General features: G+C 68.0%; 16 protein-coding genes. 3 read left to right on the top strand and 13 right to left on the bottom strand.

Features of this window, described 5'->3' with window-relative positions:
• Window positions 1–99: 99 nt before the first annotated feature.
• The 3 genes from fumC to ACZ7JA_RS27720 are packed head-to-tail and all read right to left on the bottom strand — an operon-like array spanning window position 100 to window position 3,636.
• A complete protein-coding gene (fumC, locus tag ACZ7JA_RS27730; protein ID WP_470811012.1) occupies window positions 100–1,566 on the bottom strand; it encodes a class II fumarate hydratase in 1,467 nt (488 codons plus the stop codon).
• Window positions 1,563–3,242, bottom strand: a complete 1,680-nt coding sequence (locus tag ACZ7JA_RS27725; protein WP_470811010.1) for an NAD-dependent malic enzyme — start codon at window positions 3,240–3,242, stop codon at window positions 1,563–1,565. Before ACZ7JA_RS27725 ends, fumC begins: the two co-directional genes overlap by 4 nt.
• Window positions 3,226–3,636, bottom strand: a complete 411-nt coding sequence (locus tag ACZ7JA_RS27720) for a hypothetical protein (protein ID WP_351673457.1) — start codon at window positions 3,634–3,636, stop codon at window positions 3,226–3,228. Before ACZ7JA_RS27720 ends, ACZ7JA_RS27725 begins: the two co-directional genes overlap by 17 nt.
• A 1,364-nt stretch (window positions 3,637–5,000) precedes the next feature.
• Here ACZ7JA_RS27720 and ACZ7JA_RS27715 point away from each other — a divergent pair.
• On the top strand, window positions 5,001–5,699 hold the full coding sequence (locus tag ACZ7JA_RS27715; RefSeq protein WP_450743397.1) for a DUF1275 family protein: 699 nt from the start codon (window positions 5,001–5,003) through the stop codon (window positions 5,697–5,699).
• Between the two features lie 70 nt (window positions 5,700–5,769).
• Here the strand turns inward: ACZ7JA_RS27715 and ACZ7JA_RS27710 are convergent, their stop codons facing one another.
• From ACZ7JA_RS27710 to ACZ7JA_RS27665, 10 genes are all read right to left on the bottom strand, one after another.
• Window positions 5,770–7,920 carry an alpha-galactosidase gene (locus ACZ7JA_RS27710; protein WP_470811008.1) on the bottom strand — a complete coding sequence of 717 codons (2,151 nt, stop codon included), beginning with the start codon at window positions 7,918–7,920 and terminating at the stop codon, window positions 5,770–5,772.
• Window positions 7,921–7,978: 58 nt separating this feature from the next.
• A complete protein-coding gene (locus ACZ7JA_RS27705; RefSeq protein ID WP_450743395.1) occupies window positions 7,979–10,039 on the bottom strand; it encodes a beta-galactosidase in 2,061 nt (686 codons plus the stop codon).
• Complete coding sequence (locus ACZ7JA_RS27700) at window positions 10,036–10,932, bottom strand: carbohydrate ABC transporter permease (protein WP_351673448.1); 897 nt, start codon at window positions 10,930–10,932, stop codon at window positions 10,036–10,038. The genes ACZ7JA_RS27705 and ACZ7JA_RS27700 overlap by 4 nt, the downstream gene beginning before the upstream one ends.
• Entirely contained in the window at window positions 10,929–11,843 is a 915-nt protein-coding gene (locus ACZ7JA_RS27695; RefSeq protein WP_351673446.1) for a carbohydrate ABC transporter permease, read from the bottom strand. The genes ACZ7JA_RS27700 and ACZ7JA_RS27695 overlap by 4 nt, the downstream gene beginning before the upstream one ends.
• Window positions 11,844–11,921: 78 nt before the next feature.
• Window positions 11,922–13,295: an ABC transporter substrate-binding protein gene (locus ACZ7JA_RS27690; protein WP_351673444.1), complete on the bottom strand. Its 1,374-nt coding sequence runs from the start codon at window positions 13,293–13,295 to the stop codon at window positions 11,922–11,924.
• A gap of 299 nt (window positions 13,296–13,594) precedes the next feature.
• Window positions 13,595–14,587, bottom strand: coding sequence for a LacI family DNA-binding transcriptional regulator (locus ACZ7JA_RS27685; protein WP_389298447.1), 993 nt, complete (start codon window positions 14,585–14,587; stop codon window positions 13,595–13,597).
• Between the two features lie 254 nt (window positions 14,588–14,841).
• Entirely contained in the window at window positions 14,842–15,480 is a 639-nt protein-coding gene (locus ACZ7JA_RS27680) for a phosphatidylserine decarboxylase (RefSeq protein WP_470811342.1), read from the bottom strand.
• Window positions 15,481–15,873: 393 nt separating this feature from the next.
• Window positions 15,874–16,086 carry a hypothetical protein gene (locus ACZ7JA_RS27675; protein WP_351669514.1) on the bottom strand — a complete coding sequence of 71 codons (213 nt, stop codon included), beginning with the start codon at window positions 16,084–16,086 and terminating at the stop codon, window positions 15,874–15,876.
• 261 nt (window positions 16,087–16,347) lie between these two features.
• Window positions 16,348–17,139: an anti-sigma factor gene (locus ACZ7JA_RS27670; protein ID WP_389298443.1), complete on the bottom strand. Its 792-nt coding sequence runs from the start codon at window positions 17,137–17,139 to the stop codon at window positions 16,348–16,350.
• Window positions 17,126–17,740 (bottom strand): RNA polymerase sigma factor, encoded by a 615-nt coding sequence (locus tag ACZ7JA_RS27665; RefSeq protein ID WP_351669510.1) that lies wholly within the window; start codon window positions 17,738–17,740, stop codon window positions 17,126–17,128. The genes ACZ7JA_RS27670 and ACZ7JA_RS27665 overlap by 14 nt, the downstream gene beginning before the upstream one ends.
• 828 nt (window positions 17,741–18,568) lie before the next feature.
• Here ACZ7JA_RS27665 and ACZ7JA_RS27660 point away from each other — a divergent pair.
• Window positions 18,569–19,162, top strand: a complete 594-nt coding sequence (locus tag ACZ7JA_RS27660; RefSeq protein ID WP_470811004.1) for a hypothetical protein — start codon at window positions 18,569–18,571, stop codon at window positions 19,160–19,162.
• Between the two features lie 513 nt (window positions 19,163–19,675).
• On the top strand, window positions 19,676–20,881 hold the full coding sequence (locus ACZ7JA_RS27655; RefSeq protein ID WP_470811002.1) for a cysteine desulfurase-like protein: 1,206 nt from the start codon (window positions 19,676–19,678) through the stop codon (window positions 20,879–20,881).
• Window positions 20,882–20,943 lie beyond the last annotated feature (62 nt).

Below are 20,943 nucleotides of genomic sequence, written 5' to 3'. Positions count from 1 at the left end.
CCTCCTGTGCGGTCCATGCCACCATGCATCTTCCTGGGTGCTCCCACGACTGCCTCTCCCCGCCGCTGGGGCGCTCAGGACGGCGGACAAGTCGCGCTCCTATGCGCGGTGCGAGGTCAGACCGACCATGCTCGTGGGGTCGACTATCCGGTCGAAGTCCTCTGCACTGACGTATCCGGTGGCCAGCGCGGCCTCGCGGAGGGTCGTCCCTTCGTCGTTCGCCTTGTGGGCGATGGCGGACGCCTTGTCGTAGCCGATCGCGGGTGAGAGCGCGGTGACCAGCATGAGCGACCGCTCCACGTACTCCCCGACCCTGTCATGGTCGAGTTCGACACCCTCCATGCAGAACTCCCGGAACTTCTGGCAGGCGTCGGCGAGGATGCCCGTCATGTGCAGGAAGTTGTTGATGATGACCGGACGCATGGCGTTCAGTTCGAAGTTGCCCTGCGAGCCCGCGAAGGCGATGGCCTGATCCTCCGAGAGCACCTGGATACACACCATCACCATGGCTTCACACTGAGTCGGATTGACCTTGCCGGGCATGATCGAGGAGCCCGGCTCATTGGCCGGCAGGACGAGTTCACCCAGGCCGCAACGGGGCCCGGACGCCAGCCAGCGAACGTCGTTGGCGATCTTCATCAGCGGCACGGCCAGCGCGCGTACGCCGGCGGATGCCCCCACCATGGCGTCGAGTCCGCCCTGGGCGGCGAACTTGTTCCGCGCGGTGACGAAAGAGTAACCGGTGTTGCGGGCGATTTCGTCCGCGACCTGGTCGGCGAAGCCCTCCGGCGCGTTCAGGCCGGTGCCGACCGCGGTGCCGCCCATGGCGATCTCCAGCAGTCCCTCGGCGGCCCGCACTGCGCGGTGACACGCCTGCTCCAGCTGGGTCGCGTAGCCGGACCATTCCTCACCCACGGTCAGGGGGACGGCGTCTTCCAGGTGGGTCCGGCCGATCTTCACGACCTCGCGCCAGCGTTCCGCCTTGTGCGCGATGGTCTGCTGGAGCGCGCGCACGCTGGGCAGCAGGGCCTCGTGAACCGCCTTGACGGCGGCGATGTGCATCGCGGTGGGGAAGGTGTCGTTGGAGGACTGACCCATGTTGACGTGGTCGTTGGGATGCACCGGCGTCTTGCTGCCGAGTTCGCCGCCCACGAGTTGGATCGCGCGATTGCTGATGACCTCGTTGGTGTTCATGTTGGACTGCGTGCCCGAGCCCGTCTGCCAGACGTAGAGCGGGAAATGGTCGTCCAGGTCACCTGCGATGACTTCGTCGGCCACCCGCTCGATAAGACCGGCCTTCCAGGCCGGCATCCGCCCGGCGCGGCCATTGACGATCGCTGCAGCGCGCTTCACCTGGCCGTAGGCGTGGTAGACGGCCTTCGGCATGTGGTCGTCGCCGATGGAGAAGTGGATCAGAGAGCGCTGTGTCTGGGCGCCCCAATAGCGGTCCGCAGGTACGTCGACGGCGCCCATGGAGTCCGTCTCGCGGCGCGTGCCGCCGGCGTCGAGTCCGATGGGCACGTCGTGGATCTCCGGCGTGGTGCCGTTGTTGTCACGGGAGGTCATGGGGTCACACCCTCCGCGTGTGGGTAATCGGGTTCCCACATCCGGTCGCGAACGGCGCGTCGCGGGTCATTGGGGCGATGTGTGGCGACGCCTTCGGCCATGGCCGCTTCAACGACGGCGGTGGCGGTGCGGGCGGACGACTCCCACAGGTCCTCGACGGGCGGCAGCAGTGCGGCCCCGGGTTCGGCAGGATCGACCTGATCGGCTACAGCCTGGGCGGCTGCGCGCAGCATGCCACCGGTCACCCGTTCCGCTCCCGCGACGATGGTGCCGAGACCGAGCCCGGGATAGAGCAAGGCGTTGTTGGCCTGGCCGATGCGGTAGGTGACACCCTGGTACTCGACGGGGTCGACCGGGATGCCCGTAGCCACCAGGGCCTTGCCGCCGGTCCAAGAGATGATGTCGGCTGGCATGGCCTCGATCTGCGAGGTCGGGTTGGACAGTGGCAGGACGATCGGCCGCTCCGTGCCAGCCGCCATCGCTTCTACGACGTCCCGGGTGAAGGCACCGGACACGGTGGAGGTACCCAGCAGTATGGTGGGCGCGACCCGGCGTACTGTCTCCAGCAGTGAGATGCCGTCGTCATCCGCGGCCCAGTCGTCCACTTCGGAGGGGTCGCGGGCGTAACGCCGCTGGAAGTCGCGCAGGTCGGGCATGTCACTGGTGAGCAGGCCCTGTCGGTCGATCAGCCAGATCCGCGAGACGGCATCCTGTTCGCCGGCGCCGTCGCGGACCATGGCATCGCGAAGCTGGTCGGCGATCCCCACTCCGGCGGAGCCGGAACCGAAGACCACCAACTTCTGCTCGCGCATCGGAACGCCGCTCACCTTCACGGCGGAGAGGGCGGCGGCCAGGCTGATGGCCCCGGTGCCCTGGACGTCATCATTGAAGATGCGATACCGGTCGCGGTACTTCTCCAGAATGCGGCGGGCGTTGCCCGGACCGAAGTCCTCGAAGTGCAGGAGGGCGCTGGGGAAGCGGGTGGAGGCGGTACGCAGGTACTGCTCGATGAAGGCGTCGTACTTCTCGCCGCGCACGCGGGGGAAGCGGTTGCCCAGATAGAGAGGGTCCTGTAGCAGCGACTCGCGGTCCGTGCCGACGTCCAGGGAAACGGCTATCACTCGGCTCGGGTCGATGCCGGCGGCGGCAGTGTAGACGGCCAGCTTCCCGACGGCTATCTGAACGCCGCCCACCCCCCAGTCACCGATGCCGAGGATCTCCTCGGCATCGGAGCAGACGATCAGGTCGACATCACCCGGGGCGAAACCAAGCGTGTCGAACGCCCGGTCCATGTCATCGGGACGGTCGATCGACAGGAACAGCCCGCGAGGGCTTCGGTACTCGTTGGAGTACTGCTCGATGGCCTCACCGACCGTAGGGTCGTAGACGATGGGCAGCAGTTCGGCCAGGTGGTCACGAAGGACCTTGAAGTAGAGGGTTTCGTTCCGGTCGTGCAGCTCCTCCAGGTAGACGTTCTTGGCGAGATTGTCGCCCTGGGCCTCCATCTGCCAGAACGCGCGGCCGGCCTGCTGTTCCAGGGTGAGTACCGCGGCCGGCAGGCGGCCCGTCAGGCCTAGCGCGTCGCGTTCGTCCTGCGTGAACGCCACACCGTGGTTCAGGAGCGGGTTCGTGAGGAAGTCAGGGATGGTCGGTGTGGTCTCACTGCTGTGTGCCATGGCGGACTCCTTGTGTGATCGCCGCTGAGTCCAGGAACGAGCGGGCCAACCGCACCACACCGACCACACCACCCGTCGAGGCGGTCAGGATGGAATGGTGAATCCAGCCGCTCAGGATGAAAAGGGCGCCAGCGACCGTGCTCAGCGTCGAGGCGAGGCTCCCGCACAGAACCGCTCCGCGGACGAGGATCGCTCCGAAGGCCACGGAGACCTGGCTCCGCAAGCCGTTGGTCGACATCGTGGTGATGTGGGTGCCCTGGGTGCAGATGCGACGTGTTTCGTCGGCGAAGCCCAGGCAGCCGAAGGCGAGGAAGATGCCGCCACACACTCCGGCGCCGTGCCGGTGCACGGACGTGCACTTGTGCTCTGCCGGGAACTCGTCGTACGGCTTCATGTCTGACCCTTTCGGAGCCAAGACCCCGCCCCTCATCAGAACGACGGCGACCATTCACATAGCCACCGGCAATCGTTCTTCCGCTCCAAGGCCTCTATCGGTTGCGTACGGCCACGAGCCGTTCCGGTGATCTGTACCGAGCAGGTGGAGGATCCATGTCCGTCTGCGGATCTGGCACAGCCCCGTCCGCATCGCGCTCTCCCTGTGTCTGCTGAAGACGTCGAGATGGTGGCGGCTGGCCACATCTGGCCGGCCACTTGTGAGCGATCAGCAAGGATTCTGAGGTGCGCGGTGGTGGGCCGGCTCGCTTCCTTGAACGAGGCGGTTCCGTTCTGCACACCGACCGGGACGGCCCGGGAGAGACGGCACCCACGTGCACGGTCTGTGACGAGGCAAGCCATCGGCAGCAGCAGGCTTGGTCATCACCGCGGCCGTAGCTGTCCGCACCCGTCGGTTGTCAGGGCGGCTGTCGGGCAAGGCCCATACGGCGTAGGCCAAGCTCAGCAGTTCGATCAGCCCCCAGATGGAGAATGCCCATCCGACGGGCACGATCGGGGGTTCTCCTGACCGATCCGGTGTGGTCAGCTGTGTCCCGGACGCCTGGCTGAAGATCGAGCTGATCACCTGTCCAACGGCAAGGACGACCAGCGCGCGTCGCCACGCCCTTGCATTGCGGACCGTGACGTGCAGTGATTCCTGCAAGGCGCGCATGGCATCTCCCTTGATTGGACGTGGTCCGCCGACCGATCCCCTGTGGGAATTTCCTCTGGCTGCCGATGAACACGGTGCTCGTCGCCACCCGAGAGACGACCCGCAACGGTCACCGACTGTGCGTGCTGCCCCCGCGAGAGCAGTGTTCCCCCAAAAGACGTGGAAGGGCCGTACGTCCGGGCAGCACAGCGTTGCGAGACGTGCCGTCGAACCCGCGCCGCGCCGCGGCCGGTTGTCACGGCCTGCTGTAGTGCTTCATGGTAGGAGGACGTGCGAAGTGCCCTGCGCGCATTGTCCGAGCCGATCTACCTGCACGGGGAGGCCGACTCCTGTACAGGATGGATCGGAGCCCGCCCTCCACCGGTCGGCAACGTACGTGACCGGGATCCCTGGTTGCTGGCCGCGGAAATGGGCGAGAGGAGCGAGGTCTCGACGATGGATTAAGTTCGGCCTTCAGCTTCGCTCGTCAGCAAGACCGGCCCGCCTGGATCTCCAAGCCCGGCGGTCACAACGGGCCGCTGCCGAGGAGACGCCGCCCGGGTCGCCGTCCGAAGACCCCTGCGCTCTGGCCGGGCTCGGGTAACCCCTTCTGCGCAAGAGGCCGGATAACCATGAGCAACGATTCATCACCAAGCGCCACAGGTGGGCCGATCATGCTGATCAAACCGGCCCAGGGGCGCACCCTGCGACTCGCCGTAGTGCTGTTGGTGGCGGCGTCTGGCGGCGTGGAGGCGACCTCCTTTCTCGGCCTCGGCCATGTCTTCGCCGGAGTCATGACCAGCAATCTTGCGCTGCTCGGTATGGCCGCCGGACGCGGCGAGCCGCTCGACATCACCGCGGCCTTGTTGGCACTGGGCGGCTTCGGCGCGGGCACGGCGCTCGTCGCCTGGTACACCCGCGCTTCGGTGACGTCGGCCATGCACTGGCCTCGTCGTGTGCTGGTCGTCCTCGCCGCTGAGGCGGTGCTGCTGGCCGCAGGCGCCCTGGTATGGGGACTCACGGGTGGCCGGCCCGGCGAGGCGCTCCGGAACATCCTGCAGTGCGGTGCCGCGCTCGCCATGGGCGCGCAGTCCGCGGCGATGGTCGCCGCCGGTAAGGCCGCCGCCCCCACCACTTACCTGACCGGCACCTTGGCCGCTTACATCGTCAAAGGCATAGGCACCGGGAGCCCGGGCCTGTGGGTCCCCTTGCGTTTCGCCGCGCTCGTCGCCGGTGCGGCCCTCTGCGCCGTCATGCTGGACGGGGCTCGCCCCTGGGCCCTGTTGCCATCGGTTGTCTTCGTCATGTGTGCCCTGGCCGTGGCCTGCCTGTCGGACACCCGCTCTCTTTCCAGCGCTGGCTACTCCTCCTGACCCTTCGCACCGCCGGCATCGCTGGTGTGTACTGGCAGGCTGCGCGACACGGTGGACCGCTGAAGGGCCGTTACGTCGTCCGGTGCAGTACGACCATGGTGCTCGCGCAGTCACCGTCCGGAAGAGCCGGTACCGGTAGGCCGTAGCCCATCAGCGTGGCCCCGGACCATTCGGCACCGGTGTCCTCGTCGCGGTACCGGGCGTCGGGGTCCAGGCCGCGCAGCCGCAGTGGAGGGCAGGCCGACCCGAAGGAGGCGCTGGACCGCCAGACGAGCACCGCGGCACGGTGGGCGTCGGAGTCGGTGTACTGGACGACCGTCAGCACCCCCTCGCCCGGAACCAACAACCGGTCCTGGCGGCCGTGCTGCACCAGCGGACGGATTTCCTTGTACCGCTGGACCAGCCGGGCCGCCTCCTCGATGTCCGGCGCGGTCCACCGGGTCAGGTCGCCACCGATGCCGAGGACCCCCGCCATGGCGGAGTGGAAACGAAAGGCGAGTGGGACCGACCGCCCTGTCAGTGGATTGGGGCTGTCGGTCACCCAGGCGGACATGACTCCCGCCGGGTACACCTGGCTGAAGCCGTGCTGGATGGCCAGCCGGTCCACGGCGTCGGTGTTGTCCGAGGTCCAGACCTGGTCGGTGCGGCGGAGTAGGCCCAGATCCGCTCGTCCGCCGCCGCCCGCGCACGCCTCGACGCGCAGCGCGGGGAAGGCGGCTCGCAGCCGGTCGAGCAGCAGATACACCCCCCGGGCATGCTCGATGTACACCCGCCGGGAGGGCCGGCCGCCGTGCCCGCCGGCTTCCGTGAACGAGCGGTTGAAGTCCCACTTGAGAAAGTCCACGCCGTTGTCGGCGACCAGAGTGTGGAGCCACCTGTATGCCCAGTCGGTCACCTCCGGCCGGGAGAAGTCCAGAACCAGCTGGTTGCGCAGCTTTGTCGCGTTGCGGTCAGGCAGATGCAGCACCCAGTCGGGGTGCGCGCGGAACAGGTCGCTGTCGGCGTTGACCATCTCCGGCTCCACCCACACGCCGAACGACATGCCCAGCCGGTGCACCTCCTCGGACAGCGGCCGCAGTCCGCGCGGGAACCGTCGCGGGTGCGGAGTCCAGTCGCCGAGCCCCGCGCGGTCGTCGTCTCGGGCGCCGAACCAGCCGTCGTCGACCACGAACAGTTCCACGCCCAGGGACGCGGCACGGCGAGCCAGCGCGAGCTGGTTGTCCTCGTCTACCTCGAAGGAGGTGGCCTCCCACGAGTTGTAGAGCACCGGCCGGAGCTCGTCCGGGTGAGGCAGGATGTGCCGCCGTACGTAAGTGTGGAAGGCACGGCTGACGTCGCCGAAGCCGCCCGTGGCATACACCGCCACGCTGATCGGGGTGACGTACCGCTGGCCGGGTGCCAAGGGGATCTCGACGCCCTCGTGTCCCTCCGAGGCGACGACACCGGCACGGCGGGCCGCCGTGCGTTGGATCGTCAGACGCCAACTGCCGCTGGTGGCGAGCGCCGTGGCCCATACCTCGCCGTGTTCCTCATCGGCGTGACCGGCGTCGAGCACGGCCCACGGGTTGGCGTGGTGGCCGGTGTGGCCGCGCCGGCTGGTCAGCGTGGTCTCCCCAACTCCCAGTGCCGTCCGCTCCAGACGGCTCTCCGCGGACCAACCGCCATGGACGCAGGACAGCCGCCAGCCGGATCGCTGAGGCAGCGGCCAGTGGGCGGAGGAATACCGCGTCAGGTGCAGCGGCTCCTCGTTCGCTTCGCCAGTGTGGATGAGTTCTGTCCAACGTTCGAGTACGTCCCCGCCAGACGGCACCCGGTAGTGCAGCTCCCAGGCCAAGGGCCGGGACCGGTCCCGCAGTGCGACCACGAGGTGGTTGCCGTCGGTGATCCGCACGTCATCGACGCGGGGTTCGAGGGGGCTGCTGCCGTCGGCGAACCGGACCTCCAGGGCCGGGACGCCGAACCGGGCACCGCCTTCGACGGGGTACTCCTCCACTCCGTCGAGGCGCCCTTCGAAACTGTCGTCGTGGCCTGCCCACACCGGCAGCGCCGCCGCGTCGGTCGGCGGTACGGGAGCCCCCCAGTGGACGTGACGAACGGTGCCCCCTGCACGGTCCACGCGCAGCACGTAGCAGGAGGCGTGGGTTCGCAGCACCACCGTGCCGCTGCGTTCGTCGAACTCCACGCTCGCGGGAAGTGCTTGGGAGGACACGGGGGCGGCCATGGCTGGCACTCCTTGACGGGTGGGGACAGGGCGGGCGCGGTGTACGACGGCGCGCGGTTCAGGAACGCGGTTCGACGGAGCTCTCCCGGAGGACGGCCACGCCTCCCGCGGGGATCTCCGTGAAGCAGCCGTCACCGGCGGCGTCGAGCAGGCGGGCTCCCTCGACCAGGACCTTGGCGGGATCCTCGCCGTGATTGATGAGAAAGAGGTAGGAGCCGTCCGTGCTCGATCGGCGGACCGCCTCGACCCCGTCGGGCACGTCGGCGACGGGCCGCAGCCCGGCCTCCTCGCCGAGTCGCCGGACGAGCTCCTGCAGCGTCGCTCCTGACGCGCGGGTGGCCACGTACCAGCTCGTGCCCGCGCCGTAGGTGTGCCGGGTCAGCGCGGCGCCGCCTGCAGCCGGGCCGCCGTCGGAGCCGTCCGCGAAGCGCAGCACCGGTGCGCAGCCGCGCGGCTCGACGCGTTCGGCCCACTGCACAGCCGTCGAGCCGTCGCTGAGGGAGACGGTGTCACCGGGGCGCAGCGGCAAGTATTCGTCGATCCGTAGTCCGAGCACCTCGCGCAGCGCGCCTGGGTAGCCGCCGAGGTGGACTCGGTCATGGGCGTCGACGACTCCGCTGAAGCAGCCGACGGCGAGGTGCCCGCCGTTGCGCACATACGCGGTGAGGGCGTCGGCGTGCTCGTCGGCCAACAAGTAGAGATTGGGCGCGACGACGGCCTTGTACGACGTGAGGTCGGCTCCGGGCGCGACCACGTCGCAGGTGATGTTCAGCCGCCATAGGGCCTCGTACCAGTCACGGACCAACTCGAGGTAGCGCATGGGCCCGCAGGGGCGGGCGTCCAGTTCGAGCGCCCACCAGTTGTGCCAGTCGAAGAGCAGCGCGACGTCCGCTGCGACCCGGGTCCCCATCACCTCGCCAAGGGCGGCCAGGTCCGCCCCGAGACCGCACACCTCCTTCCAGATTCGGGTGTCCGTGCCGCCGTGCGGGAGCATCGCGGAGTGCCACTTCTCGGCGCCCGCCCGGGACTGCCGCCACTGGAAGAACATGATGCCGTCGGCGCCGCGGGCCAGGTGCGTGAGGCTGTTGCGGCGCATCTCTTCGGGCCGCTTGGCCACATTGACGGGCTGCCAGTTGACGGCTGAGGTTGAGTGCTCCATGAGTAGCCACGGGCTTCCGGCGGCCATTCCCCGCGCGAGGTCGGCGTTCAACGCCAGGTCTATGTGGCCGTCCGGGTCGGCCGCAGGGAGGTAGTGGTCCAGGGAGATGAGGTCGCAGTCCGCAGCGAAGGAGTAGGCGTCCGCCTTCTTCTCCAGCGTGCCCAGGTGATTGGTGGTCAGCGGTATGCCGGGCGCGAGGCGCCGCAGCAGGGCAGCCTCGGCACGGTGGCGTGCCAGGAGTTCGTCGGAGGAGAAGCGGCGGTAGTCGAGGTCCTGACCCGGGTTGCGGAAGGCGGTCGTGTCCCGCGGGGGTTCGATCTCCTCCCAGTCACCGTAGCGCTGCCCCCAGAAGTCGGTGCCCCACACCTCGTTGAGGGTGTCCAGGGTGGTGTAGCGCTCCTGCAGCCACCGGCGGAACGCGGCGGCGCTGGTGTCGCAGTAGCACAGGGCGTTGTGGTTCCCGAACTCGTTGTGCACGTGCCACAGGACGACGGCGGGATGGCTCGCGTACCGCTCGGCCAGTGCGGCGACCAGGGCGTCGGCGGCCTCGGCGTAGGCGGGGTGGCTCGGACAGAAGGCCTGGCGGCTGCCGTGGGCGAGCCGGGTGCCGGAGGAGGTGACCGGCAGGGCGTCCGGGTGCAGATGCGTGAACCACGGGGGCGGGGCCGCGGTCGCGGTGGCGAGGTCCACGGCGACGCCGTTGGCGTGGAGCAGGTCGAGCACCTCGTCCAGCAGCCCGAAGTCGTAAGCGCCGGGGCGCGGTTGGATGCGCGACCAGGAGAAGACGCCGACGGTGACGAAGTTGACGCCCGCTTCCCGCATGAGGCGGACGTCCTCCTGCCATACATGCCTCGGCCACTGCTCCGGGTTGTAGTCCCCGCCGTAGGCGATGGAGCCCAGCTTGCGGGTGAGCGCGGTCAGGGGATGGACGGTCGGTGGTTGGGCCGGGGTGTGGGTCACGACTTCACCGCCCCTGCGGCGAGTCCGGCTCGCCAGTAGCGCTGCAGGAGAAGGAAGGTGAGCACGATGGGTACGACCGAGATCAGGGCGCCCACGATGGTCAGGGTCTGGAGCTGGGGCAGCCGGCTGGTCTGCGACTGCCACGTGAACAGGCCGAGGGTGACGGGGTAGAGGTCGTCGTCCTGGAGCATGACCAGGGGCAGCAGGAAGTTGTTCCAGATGACGACGAACTGGAACAGGAACACGGTCACCAGTGCCGGAGACATCAGGCGCAGGGCGATGGTGCGGAAGATGCGCAGTTCGCCGGCGCCGTCCATACGGGCCGCCTCGAGCACCTCGTCCGGCACCGACGCCGTGGCGAAGATCCGGGCGAGGTAGACGCCGAAGGGGCTCACGATGCTGGGCAGGAACACCGACCAGAAGGTGTTGGTGGCGTTCACCTGGGCGAACAGCAGGAACAGCGGCAGGGCGAGGGCGCTCGCGGGCACCAGGACCCCGCCGAGAACGACGGAGAACACCGCCTCACGCCCCCGGAACTCGTACTTGGCCAGGGCGTACCCGGCCGCGGCGGCCAGCGCGGTGGCGACCGCCGCGCCCGCTCCGGCGTAGAGCAGGCTGTTGAGCAGCCAGCGGACGAAGACGCCGTCCTGCTGCGCGAACAGCGCGGCGAGGTTGTCACCGAGGTGCCAGTGGGCGGGCAGCAGTCCGGGGGTGGAGACGAGGTCGCCCTGGCTCTTGGTCGAGGAGACGAGCAGCCAGTAGACCGGCAGCAGCATGTAGCAGGCGGCCAGGACCATGAAGGCCAACGCGGCCACCACGGAGAGCCGCCCGGGCGCGCCCCGGCCCCGCTTGGTAGTGGCGTGGGCCCCTTCGACGCGGGTGAGGACGCTCATCCCTGCCTCCTGGAGGTCAGGCGCAGAAACGCGAACGACAGCAGAAAGGTCACGATGGCGAGCAGGACCGAAAGGGCGGCCGCCTCGCTGTAGTTGTCGCCCGACGCCAGCGAGTAGGCCGCCAGGTTGGGCGTGTAGGTACTGGTCACGCTGGTGGAGATGGTCCGGAAGACCTGGGGCTCGGTGAACAGCTGGAAAGTGCCGATGATCGAGAACACCCCAGTGAGCACGAGTGCCGGGCGGATCATCGGAATTTTGATCCGGGTGACGATCGTCCAGCCGCCCGCTCCGTCGACGCGGGCCGCCTCGCCGATGTCGGCCGGGAGGGCCTGCAGGGCCGAGTAGAGGATGAGCATGTTGTAACCGGTGTACGTCCAGGTGACCACGTTGCCGATGGAGAACAGGATGAGATGGGAGCCCAGCAGGTCGACCTGTGCGCCTGCCGACCTCAGCAGTCTCACGATCGGTGAGAGCCGGGGGTCGTAGAGGAAGGCCCACATCACTGCCGCGACGACGCCGGGAATGCCGTACGGGACGAAGTACACCAGGCGGAAGAAGCGCCTGAGCCGGGCCACAGTCGAGTCCAGCAGCAGGGCCAGGACCAGCGCGAGCAGCAGCATCACGGGTATCTGCACCAGTGCGAACACGCCGACGCGCACGACGCTGTCGCCGAAGAAGGGCTCGTGTACGACGTCGGCGTACTGCTCGAAGCCGGCGAACACCGAGTGGGTGTGTCCGAAGGTGCCGCCCGTGCGCTCGGTCTTGTGCAGGCTCTGCCAGAAGGCGTAGGCGACCGGCAGCAGGGTGAACAGGACGAACGGGATGAGGAAGGGCAGGAGGAAGGCGTAGGGGGCGAGGGCCTGGCGCGCGGGTCTCCGGCGTGCCTTGGGTGGGGCGGTTGTGGTGGTCACGAGAGGGCCTTCGGCAGGGTGGGTGCCGCCCCCGCCGCGGTGGGGGCGGCGGGGACGCTCTGGGGGTGGACGACCGGGTCAGCCGGTCACGTCGAGGGACTGCTTGCGCAGCGACTCCACGCTCTGGGACTGGGTCTGCTTCAGCACGTTGGTGAGCGTGCCCTTGCCGCCTACGGCTCCCGCAGTGCCGTCGCTGATGAAGCGGTACGTGTCGGTCATCGTCGGCCCCCAGGTGAAGTTGTTGTCCACGTTGTCCGATGCCTTGGCGAAGACGTCGAAGATGTGCTGCCTGCCGTAGAAGTCGACCGGCTGCTTCAGTGCCGGGAGGTTCAGGCCCCCCTTCGCCGCCGGGTAGAGGCCGCCCTCGCGGTTGAGGATCTCGAGTGCCTTGGGGTCACTGTTGAGCCACAGCGCGAACCGGGCCGCCTCGGCGGGGTGCTTGCTGCCGGAGAGCACGGCCGTGGTCGAGCCGCCCCAGTTGCCGGCCTGCTGGTCGCCCGGGTGCCACTGCGGCATGGGGGCCACCGCCCACTTGCCCGCGGTGGACTTGGCGTTGTCGCGGATGGTGCTGTAGCCCCAGGCCGCACTGATCCAGGTGACGACCTCGCCGTCGTTCCAGGACTTGTACAGCGCGGGCGAGAAGCCCTGCAGGTCGGTGGCGACGAGCTTGTCGTCGATCAGCTTCTGCCAGTAGTCGGCGACCTGCCGGCTCTCGGGCCGGTCGACCGTGACCTTCCAGGAGTCGCCGCTGCGCTGAAACATGGTGGCCTTGTTCTGCCACAGCAGGCCGGTGAACCAGTTCGGGTCGGTCTGCGAGTAGTGGGTGATGTACTTGCCGGCCTTCTTCAGCTTGACCGCGTCGGCCGCGTACTCGTCCCACGTCGTGGGGGCCTTGAGGCCGAGCTTGTCGAAGATGTCCTTGCGGTAGAACAGGGCCATCGGGCCGGTGTCCTGGGGGACGGCCCAGATGCCGTCCTTGCCGCCTGCTCCGAAGCCGACCTGCGACCACGTCCAGTCGACGAACTTGCTCTGGGCGGCGTCCACTCCGGGGCACTTGGCGATGTCGCGCAGCCCGTCCTTGAGACGGAAACTCGCCAGTGAGTCGTACTCGATCTGGCCGAGATCGGGGGCCTTGCCGGCTTTCAGGGCGTTGGACATGTTCTGGTAGGTGCCCGCGTTGCCGGCCGGGGTGGTCTTCAGCTTGACCTGCACGTCGGGGTTCTCGCTGTTCCACAGGTCCACGGCCTTCTGCATGCCAGGGACCCACGACCAGTACTGCAGTGTCACCTTGCCGGAGGACGGCTTGCAGGACGAGCCTGCCGCGGCGTCGCCCTCTTCGCCACCGCTGCCGCAGCCGGTCGCCATGGCGAGTGCCATGACCGCCGCACCGATCATGCAGCGCCTGATCAGTGACCGTCTGATCAGGGATGAAGTGCGCTCGCCTATCGCCATGAGGTTGCTCCTTGCACCGGTTATCCCGCTCCGACAAGCAATGGCGGCAACCTTCACAACGGGAATCCCCAGAAGTCAACAGGCCGAACGAAGTTTTTCCCTAACGAGTCCACTTCGAGACGCACGTCCAGGACGCCTTACGATCCCTCAAATGTATCCTGAGCTGCTCTTTCACCGGGTCGGTGAGCATGCGTCGCGACTATCTCTCGTCAGGCGCAATCGATTACGCTACGGTGTTCGCCGGGCCACGGCGGTGTGGTGTCGGGGTGGGTGGGACGCCTCGGTAGGCGCGCGACGCCTCAGACCGAGGCCCGTGCGACGAACTCGGCCTTCACACGGACGGTCTTAGGTACGCGGCGCCCGTCGAAACGCTCCTTGAGCAACTGTGCGGCCGCGCGGCCGACGTCCTCCGCGGGATAGCGGATCGTCGTCAACTGCGGTCGCACCAACGAGGCGAAGGAGGCGTCGTCGTGACCCACGAGCGCAACGTCGCCGGGTACGTCGATGCCGAGCTCACGCGCCTTGTCCAGGGCGCCGACCGCGATCACGTCGTTGGAGCAGAACACCGCGTCCGGCGGGTAGCGCCGGCTCATCAGCTCGGCGAACCCGGCGGCCCCCGCCTCCCGGGTGTGCTCGCCGCGCACCACAAGCACTCGCGGCAGGGAGGTGCCGAACTGGCGGGAGAGCGCTCGCAGAAGCTCCAGACGGGGGTCGCCGCCGGTAGCGTCCCGAGGCCCGGCGATCACTGCTATGCGGCGACGTTTCGCGGCGGTCACCCTTTCCAACGCCTGCCGGGTCGCGGTCCGCGCGTCCGGCGTGACCTGGTCGACCGCCCCAAAATGCACATCGGCGCTCACCACGGTAGGGATGTCGGCCCTCGCCAGGGTGTCCAGATCCTTGGGCAGCAGACGGAACGGAGTGATCACCACCCCGGCGAAGCGCTGCTGCACGGCCTCCGCCAGCAGCGCCCGCTCCTCCTCACGGTCGGCTCGGGTGTTGCAGACGACGACGTGCATACCCAGGCCGCGGAGTTCCTCCTGCAGCGTGGCAGCGAGTTGCGCGAAGAACGGGTTGGCGATGTCGGGAACGATCAGCGCCACCAGGCTCGAGCGGCCGGTCCTCAGGCTGCGCGCCGCGGTGTTCACGGCGAACCCCAGGTCGGCGATGGCGGCCTCCACCGCCGCACGCGTCACCGGGGAGACGGGCCGCTTGCCGGACAGGACGTAGGAAACCGTAGCGGTCGACACGCCGGCGGCCCGCGCGACGTCCGCCATGGTGACCTGCTCTCGCACTGCTCACGCTCCTTCCGCGCCGTCACCCTACTTCACCGGCGGCGACGGCATGGAAGCGCTCTCTCCGAATCTCGAGGGCAAGGCGGCGCATGACCAGGCAAGTGGACTATTCGTAGGTCGGAACCGACGCCGGCGAGGCCCGTCGCACCTGGCGACCCGCCACCTGGCGGCATCGGCGGCCTGAGCCCTGGTGCGCAATCGCCGCCCCACCGGGGCCCGGGCCTTCGACGCCTTTCCGCGTCTCCAGTTCGGCTCTAGCTGCGGTCGATGCGAGTCACCCCAGCCACGGTCTTCTGCCCGACCTCGACCGCGACCTCCACGCCCTCGGGCAGGTAGAGGTCGACACGCGAGCCGAAGCGGATCAGACCGATGCGGTCGCCCTGCTCGACCTTCGTGCCCTCGGGGATGTACGGCACGATGCGGCGGGCCACCGCGCCGGCGATCTGGATCATCTCGATGTCGCCGAGTTCGGTGTCGAAATGCCAGACTACGCGCTCGTTGTTCTCGCTCTCCTTGTTGAACGCGGGAACGAAGCCGCCGGGGATGTGCTCGACCGACGTCACGGTGCCGGCGAGCGGCGCGCGGTTCACGTGCACGTTGAGCGGGCTCATGAAGATCGGGACGCGGGTGCGGCCGTCCTTCCAGGGCATGATGCTCTGCACCACGCCGTCGGCGGGCGAGATGACCCGGCCGGGGGCGATCTCGCGCTCGGGGTCGCGGAAGAACCACAGCATGCCCGCCGCGAGCGCGGTGGCGGGCACGGCGACGGCCTTGGCCGCGCCCGAGCGGCGGGCGCGGACCAGGCTGAGGGCTGCGGTGGCGACGGTCGGGAGAAGCCACGGCGATGCACCGCGCGCGAGACGTACCGGACGAGCATCGGCGGAATAGGGCATTGGGACTCCATCAACAGGACGGGCGGGCATGCACCCATCCTGCCGTCCTAGCGAGAGGCCGGAAGTACACCTTTTTGAGGGTTCGGGCAGCCGGCACCGGGTGGAGACGGGCGGACCAACTGATACTGCGGCGGTACGTCGACCTCCACCCGACGTAGTACAGCTCGCGCCTGTGATCCGCTGACGGCCCTGTCGGCGAAACAGCACAGGCCGTCGCTCGACTGTGCCGAGTTCGGCCGGTCAGGCATCGAAGTCGCCGGTGACGTCACTCACGGGGTCACACCCACGCTCCCAGCACGAGTCCTGGCCTGCAGCGTGTGCTCACGACGGAACCGAGGTCGTGGGCCGAGGCTTCTGGATGCACCACCACCCCTACGGCCCCCGACCACAACCCTATTCGTAGGTGGACAAGGCCAGTCCGAGACCGAAGAACGTGGGGGCCCATTCCCCGACGAAGATGCCCCATCGGTCGGCGCGCTCCTCACCCTTCTTCTCCACCTGCAGGGAGGCGGCCCAGGAGATGACGGACAGGCCGATTGAGACGAATGCGGCGGTGTAGGCATGCTCCGCTCGGATGCCGGACTCGTGCAGCTTCTTGACGAGCATCGCAGGTTCGCTCCCTGCCTCAGCCGAAGTGACAGTTCAGCCTCACCGCGGCCGGTGGGAATCGGCGAGGGGTGGGGGACCATTTGGCCCACTCGTGCACACGGCGTCGTCTGGTGCTGGTAGGCCGCGCCGCGCGCCCTGCGCCCGGCCACGGGGGTGATCACAAGCCGGAGGTTCGCTCGGCGGCAGCAGCTCCGAGGTGGGCGGGTGACTGGCGGCCGCGTAGGATCTCGGCGGCCTCGCGTCGCGGGTTGCTGGTGCTCAACCGGCGTAACGTCCACGAACGATGCTCTTCCCGGAATGATCGGGCTTGCCGTTGTAGGGCTGCACGGAAACGTCGACGATCGAGTACTCCCTGAGGTCGATGTTCTCCGGGACGGGCAGGGTTGCCTTTCCATCGGGGGCCAAGACCCCCACCGACACGAGTTTCGTGTGGGAGCGGTCCATGAGCCACACCTCGAAGTAGCCCGGGGTCGTGGGAAGCCCCTTGACCTGTATGGTCAAGCTGCGGTGAGCCCCCGTCCCGCGGAGGCTAGCGTAGCCGGTCGACGAGGGTCGCAGAGAGTCGAGCGCTCTGGTGTGGGCGACGGCCGCCGTGCTGTCCCCGCGAGTGACCCACCACGTGACCACGCTCCCCGCCGTGGCGCCGAGCAGGGCCGCGCACACAGCCAGAACGACACTGAAGCGCGCTCGGCGCGAAAGCAGCGGTCGACGCGCTGCTCTTGAGGCGGGAGCACTGTGCTCGGCAGCAGAGCCGATGCGTCCTTCCTTGTCGGCGGTGACCGCATGACGCCCTTCGCCGACGGCGTCGACAGCGCCGTCAGGCGCCTGGCCGAGGGCGAGTTCGGTTGCGATCTCGGTCCACAGTTCCGCCGGCGGCTGGAGGAGTCCGATGTCCTCGGGCTCTGGCACCCGAGCCGCCGTGACGACGCTTCGAAGCGCTTCAAGTTCACTGCGACAGGCCAGGCAGGTCTGCAGGTGGAGGTCGCCGCTGTCCGAAGGGAGCTCTCCGAGCGCCATCAGGGCCAGCTTCTCCTCATCAGTGTGCTTCACCGTCCACCTCCAGTCGATGCTTCAAGCGCATCATCCCGCGCCGTGTATGACTCTTGACCGTTCCCAGCGGCATGCCCGTCCGCTCGGCTATCTGCGACTGGCTCAAGTCGTCGTAGAACGCCAGTCGTAGCACGGTCTGTTGAGGTGCGGGCAACTGGCCCAGCTCATCCATGATGAGGATGTGGTCGACTATCGCATCCGCCGTCGCAGCGGAATTCGCCTCGTCGTCAGGGAACGCGACCTCGGCGACAGCCTCATGGTTCCGTAGATTCCGCGACCGCCGCTCCAGCGCGTCAGCGATCTTCTTGTACGTGATACCCACGAGCCATGTCTTGAGCGCGCCCCGGTCAGGATCGAAGCCCTTACGGCCCCTCCACGCTCCGACGAACACCTGCTGCGTGACATCCTTGGCCTCTTCAGAATCACCGAGCTTACGGAAGGCCATGGTGAAGAGCAGAGCTCCCCAGCGTCGGTAAGCCTCGGTCAGACATGCCTCATCTCCATCGGTGAACCCTTGAGCCAGCAGATCATCGGACAATGGTCTGGTCACCGGCGCCACCTTAGCCGCCAGTACCTCAGATCCGGCCCAGAGCGCCGTCATCGGTCAGCTCCTCCCGCATCGACCATCAGATCGTTTCTGTAACCCCTCACCTCGGCGGAGTGCGGGCGCGTGCACGCCATTGGCGACAACGCCGCCCCGTGCGGACCACACGAGCTCGCTGCCCCCGAGCGGTTCTTGGCGGCCTCCCGCTGTCCTGCAGATATGGCCCCGTCTATCACCGCTGCCGCTCCCCGGGCAGGTGAGCAGCGCCACCAACCCTTTCGGTTAGGTGTCGCGGATTGCTCGACTTGACTCAACTCCCCCACGCTCAAGTCAGAAGTCCGGCAGGACGCTCCGGCGGTGGCTCGACCCGATGACGCAGAGCGGCATCGCGGCTCCGACCGTGTCCAACGATGCGGCGACGCCCCTGTGTGGCAGAAATACACGATCGCTATCCGTTGAGAGCGCCATGGCCCGAGCCTGCTCATGAAACACCGCCATTTTCGCCATGAGGAAGAAGGGTGCTGCTGCATCGTGAGTTGCCGACCCCGGGCGGCACGTCGTCAGGTCCGGAGGCTGGTTGGACCCCGTGGCGTGCCGTGCCAGCGTCCATGACGGTTTCTCTTCCAGCCTGCGCTCCATTGGATGAGTCAAGGAGAGATTCCGTCCCCGGGCCCGTTTCGGTTGCAGATCTTCGAGCGATCAAGACAGAACGGGGACTTCAGTGCTCCAGGCCACAACAGAACCTGGAGATGAGGTACGAGGCGGACCAACCTTCCCCACGCGCAAAGTGCTGGGCTGTCGGCTGCATCCACTCCCGCGGCTGCGGCGGAATGCGTCCTCGTCATCTGCTTCACCCGGTACAACACGGCTCAGGAGTGAACTGCCATGACCCGCAACGCACTTGTCCCCGCTGTGTCTGCACTCGCGGCTCTGGTGATCGCAGCGCCCACCGCCTCCGCAACGCCCCACACCGTTCACATCAGGGGCGGCCACACCGCCGTGACGGTGGCTCCGGCGATCGCCACGGCGCTGCTGTCGAACGGGATCGCCCCGATTGTCACCCGTCCCGGCAAGCCCAGTCTCACCACGGTCGGTGGCCAGCCCACACTGAAGGCCACCTACCCGGTGACCGGCGGTTCGTTGACCACCAGCCCCCTCGGCGGAAAGATCAGGCACAGCGGTGGGCTGAAGTTCACCAACGTCTTCAACGGCCGCTCTCTGGAGGTCAAGAACTTCACTATCGACCTCACCAAGGCGCGGCTGACCGGCCTCGTCGCCGGCACCAAGACCCGTGTGCCCGTCTTCAAGCTCGACCTGACAACCGCCCACGTCCATCTCGGCAATCACAAGGCCGACGCCAGCAACGTCACCCTCAAGCTCACCAAGGAAGCAGCCGGCGCCCTCAACACCAGTCTCAGGACCAAGGTCTTCAGCACCGGCCTGACCGTCGGAACTGCGGGCACGCAGCCCACCTTCTGACCCACCCCCAGCAACACCAGCAGGCGGTGCCTTCACCATCAGGCACCGCCTGCACCACTCCGTCAGCCGGAAGCCCACATCCCCTTCACAGGCACCACGGGGGCGGGACGGTCCGTCCCGCCCCGTCCTCGGCGCGGGTGACGGCCCGGTTTGTCTTCCGGTCAGCGCCCGAGCGGCGTACGGGCAAAGGAGACGGAGGCCGCCTCACCCTCTGCTGCCGCGGCGTGGCTTCTGGCTTCAGCATCGGCCCATTCTCAAGGAGCCGGCGGTATGCACCGTCTCAGCCGTCGTCGTCGGGCCTGCGGTCATGCCTGCGAAGGGTGACACGGGTGCTTCATATCCGGTTGCTTGATCATTTGCGTGATCACTCGCGAGCTCTCGTATCGTGACGATCGCTTTGCATGTAGCACTGTCCCGCGGCACAGTCGACTCACTGGACGTCCCCCTCCCGGTGCCGCACGCCAACGAGGCGGGGCTTCCGCACGACCGCTGTCCCCCCGGAAAGCTGAGGCCATGGCCCTCGATCTGAACACTCTGCGAGCCCACTTCCCCTCCCTCGACACCGGCCTCGCCTTCTTCGACGGCCCCGGCGGGACCCAGACCCCCCGCCCCGTCGCCGACGCCATCACCACCACCATGACCGGCCCCCTCTCCAACCGGGGCGTCACCAGCCCGTCCGAACTGAACGCCGAGCACACGGTGATGGCCTTCCGGGCCGCCTACGCCGACCTGCTGAACATGCCCGCCGACGGTATCGTCCACGGCCGCAGCGCCACCCAGCTGACCTACGACTTCTCCCGTCACCTAGCCAAGGACTGGAAGAGCGGCGACGAGATCGTCCTCAGCCGTCTGGACCACGACTGCAACGTCCGCCCCTGGATCCAGGCCGCCGAGCGCGCCGGCGCCGGCGTGAAGGTTCGATGGATCGAGATCGATCCCGACACCACGGACCTCGACCTATGTTCCTTCCAGCGGGCACTCTCGACGCGAACCCGTCTGGTCGCACTCACCGCGGCTTCGAACGTGCTGGGCACCAAGCCGCCCGTCCGGCAGATCGCCGACTTGGCGCACGAGGCCGGCGCCCTCGTGTACGTGGACGGCGTTCACTACGCCGCCCACCACCTCGTCGACGTGCCCGCCCTGGGCGCGGACCTGTTCGTCTGCTCCCCCTACAAGTTCCTGGGACCACACTGCGGTGTGCTCGCTGGCTCCCCGGAACTCCTGGAGACGATCCGGCCCGACAAACTCCTTCCGTCATCCGACGCGGTGCCCGAGCGCTTCGAGTTCGGCACCCTTCCCTACGAGATCCTGGCGGGCGCCACCGCCGCCGTGGACTTCCTCACCGCCCTCGACCCTGGCACCCGGACGACGCGTCGAGAGCGGCTCACACACTCGCTGGGCTCCCTGCACGAGCACGAGCAGGCCCTGAGCACCAGGCTGGGAGAGGGCCTTCGAGCCCTGGGAGCTGCCGTGACCGTGCACAGCAGGGCGGCCGACCGCACCCCGACCCTGCTGATGAGCTTCGACGGCCGTGACGCCCGCGAAGCCCAGACACACCTGGCCGCCCGCGGCGTGGTGGCTCCCGCGGGTTCGTTCTACGCCTACGAGCCCTTCAACGCCCTCAAACTCGAAGACCCCGCACTGCGAGCCGGCCTCGCGCCGTACAACACCACCAACGACGTGGACCGGCTCCTCGAGGGCCTGTCCACGTTCATCTAATCTACGGCCTGTCAATCCTGAACGGTCTTGATGACGGCTTCACCGTCAAGATCATCGGCTGA

It is taken from the genome of Streptomyces sp. NPDC038135 (assembly GCF_055601245.1).
The sequence above is the reverse complement of the archived record's forward strand: the minus strand, read 5'-3'. Positions and strand labels throughout refer to the sequence as shown.

Bases quoted from the DNA above. Each gene is read 5' to 3' on its own strand.
- fumC (WP_470811012.1), bottom strand. From the start codon at position 1,566: ATGACCTCCCGTGACAACAACGGCACCACGCCGGAGATCCACGACGTG.
- ACZ7JA_RS27725 (WP_470811010.1), bottom strand. From the start codon at position 3,242: ATGGCACACAGCAGTGAGACCACACCGACCATCCCTGACTTCCTCACG.
- ACZ7JA_RS27720 (WP_351673457.1), bottom strand. From the start codon at position 3,636: ATGAAGCCGTACGACGAGTTCCCGGCAGAGCACAAGTGCACGTCCGTG.
- ACZ7JA_RS27715 (WP_450743397.1), top strand. From the start codon at position 5,001: ATGCTGATCAAACCGGCCCAGGGGCGCACCCTGCGACTCGCCGTAGTG.
- ACZ7JA_RS27710 (WP_470811008.1), bottom strand. From the start codon at position 7,920: ATGGCCGCCCCCGTGTCCTCCCAAGCACTTCCCGCGAGCGTGGAGTTC.
- ACZ7JA_RS27700 (WP_351673448.1), bottom strand. From the start codon at position 10,932: ATGAGCGTCCTCACCCGCGTCGAAGGGGCCCACGCCACTACCAAGCGG.
- ACZ7JA_RS27690 (WP_351673444.1), bottom strand. From the start codon at position 13,295: ATGGCGATAGGCGAGCGCACTTCATCCCTGATCAGACGGTCACTGATC.
- ACZ7JA_RS27680 (WP_470811342.1), bottom strand. From the start codon at position 15,480: ATGCCCTATTCCGCCGATGCTCGTCCGGTACGTCTCGCGCGCGGTGCA.
- ACZ7JA_RS27675 (WP_351669514.1), bottom strand. From the start codon at position 16,086: ATGCTCGTCAAGAAGCTGCACGAGTCCGGCATCCGAGCGGAGCATGCC.
- ACZ7JA_RS27665 (WP_351669510.1), bottom strand. From the start codon at position 17,740: ATGACGGCGCTCTGGGCCGGATCTGAGGTACTGGCGGCTAAGGTGGCG.
- ACZ7JA_RS27660 (WP_470811004.1), top strand. From the start codon at position 18,569: ATGACCCGCAACGCACTTGTCCCCGCTGTGTCTGCACTCGCGGCTCTG.
- ACZ7JA_RS27655 (WP_470811002.1), top strand. From the start codon at position 19,676: ATGGCCCTCGATCTGAACACTCTGCGAGCCCACTTCCCCTCCCTCGAC.